We start from the raw sequence: 2,089 nt of genomic DNA on the forward strand, positions 1-2,089 counted from the left end.
TTCCTGTGTAGGCCGGCTTTGAATCAGAAAGCAGTTGACGGACCTTCGACCACGCGCCATCGGCCCCAATGACAAGGTCGCAGGTCACCTTTGAGCCGTCCATGAAGGTGATCTCATGGCGATTGTCGTCGGTAGCTGCCACGGACGTGACCTTATGGTCCCAATGGATCATATCGGCCGGGATCGAATCGATCAGCATCTTGCGAAGCTCGCCCCGGTCCACTTCAGGACGCTCGCCGCTGTGGCTGCCCGGCCTGTCGAACAAGATATGACAGTCCTTGTTGACAATCCGTTTTGCATCTTCGCCAGGACGGACGAGCTGAAGAAACGAGTCAAACAGACCTGCGGATTTGAGGGCGAGCTGACCGTTATATGCGTGAATGTCGAGAAGTCCCCCCTGCGCTCTCGAGGCGGAGGAGGCGTCGGCTTCATAGAGCGTGGCTGAAACGCCATGGACATGAAGAACGCGGGCAAGCGTGAGGCCACCAAGGCCCGCACCAATGATTGCAATACGATTTCGCATTTTTAGCGCTCCAATGCATCCGTCGGAATGACGGTTGCCATGAGCCCGACTTCTCGTCGGGCGGTTGCTCTCGGAGACGCTGGCCGAACCGTGCTGTGCACAGTTGACGTGTACTCACCTGCCTGACGAAGGTGACAATGGTCAGGCAGTTGTTTTTCGCGACGGAGCCTAGAATAGGTCGGCTCCTTGCACGAAACAAGGTCCCGCTTCCCAGAAGCCACCCCGGTTTGTAGAAGGCCTTTCGCAGCCAATGTCCCGCAATGGCGCGCTTGAAAGACAGGACAAAGGCTGGTCGGTTTACGACCTGACACGACTCCGATTATCAGGAGGAGCCGTTTTCCGCGTCCATTTCCGCTATATCCTGGAACCTGTCGGCGATGCGGGCGTGAACACGTCCGCCATTGGCGGCACCGATGGCAACCAGCACTTCATCGGCACCCGGTGCATCGGCGATCTGGAAGTTCGCGGTGATGAAATGCGAGCGCCTCCCATTCTCGCTCTTGTGCATCATCGGCAGCGACATCAGCGCGCCAGCGGCGTTCCGGGTGTTGCAGAATTCGAGATAGGTCGTGCCGCCAACCGCGTCACGGAACAGATTGCCGAAACGCAGCGTGTGGATCAACGCCGAGGCGTGTTCGATTTCGCCATTGATACCGACGGCCGCGGCCTTGCCATAGGATTCGATCTCGGCCGGCGGCATCAGTGCAATCAGCCGTCGCGTCAGTTCGGCGCCGAGCCTGGGGGCTACCTCGATGATCTCAGGGCGAAGATTTTCGACGAAGCCACGGCCCGCCCACGGGTTCTTCAGCACGGCGGCGACGACGATCGATGTGACCGGCTTGCCGGCCGCCTTGCCGCCCTCGATCAGAACTTCGTCGATGAAGGTGCAGACTTTCCTGATTTCCATTCGCGCCAACGGTCCTTCCTGCCCAAACTCGAAAGGGCCAGGCTAGGAAGGCGCGCACCACGCGTCTTCCTCTGCTTCAGAGGAAAAACCGGATGTCTCGCTCTCGGAAGACGTGTAGCTTCACTCGGCCGCGAATTGCTTATATCGGCGCTCGCAGTCCCAACAGGAACAGATCGGTCAGCCGGAACAGTCGCACCAGTGAACCATCAGTCGCAAATCCTGTCGTTACGCGACGCCGCCAGCCTGATCAACTCAGGCGGCGATCTCAGCACGGTGTTGCGTGATCTGGTGTTGGCCGCCTGCCGGCATGCCGGATGGACGATGGGGTCGATCATGAGCATCGACGCACCGCATGGCCATGCTTACGTGATCGTTCGCCATGACCCGACCTTGATCCAGCGGTCGCTCCCCGACCGCTGGGAACTCGCCACCAGTCCGTCGATCGTCGCCCTGCAACGCAACGAGGCCGTCTATATCAGGGATGCCCGGGTCTCGGAGGAGTTTCCTGGCTATCGCATGGAGGCTTTCGAACGCGACTACCGCAGCGTTCTGGTAATGCCGATGAGTTGCCTCGACGAGGCCGGAAGGCCGATGGTGCTCAGCGTCATCTCGCGAGAGATCATGGACGTCAGCGCCGACGATCTCGCCTTCATCGGGAT

3 protein-coding genes are annotated in these 2,089 nt (G+C 59.7%); 1 reads left to right on the forward strand and 2 read right to left on the reverse strand.

The annotated features are described in order from the left end of the window. Positions 1-523, reverse strand: a 523-nt coding sequence (locus tag EN932_RS34790; RefSeq protein ID WP_164890801.1) for an FAD-dependent oxidoreductase, incomplete at its 3' end; no start/stop codon positions are given. Between the two features lie 322 nt (positions 524-845). Then, the gene (locus EN932_RS34795) at positions 846-1,430 is read right to left on the reverse strand and encodes an amino acid synthesis family protein (RefSeq protein ID WP_127385900.1); all 585 of its coding nucleotides are present in this window, start codon (positions 1,428-1,430) and stop codon (positions 846-848) included. Between the two features lie 198 nt (positions 1,431-1,628). Here EN932_RS34795 and EN932_RS34800 point away from each other — a divergent pair. Next, on the forward strand, positions 1,629-2,089 hold a 461-nt coding region (locus EN932_RS34800; protein ID WP_164890802.1), incomplete at its 3' end, for a GAF domain-containing protein.

Origin of the sequence: Mesorhizobium sp. M7A.F.Ca.US.002.01.1.1, from assembly GCF_004022955.1 — a bacterium.
GTDB classification, from domain to species: Bacteria; Pseudomonadota; Alphaproteobacteria; order Rhizobiales; family Rhizobiaceae; genus Mesorhizobium; species Mesorhizobium ciceri.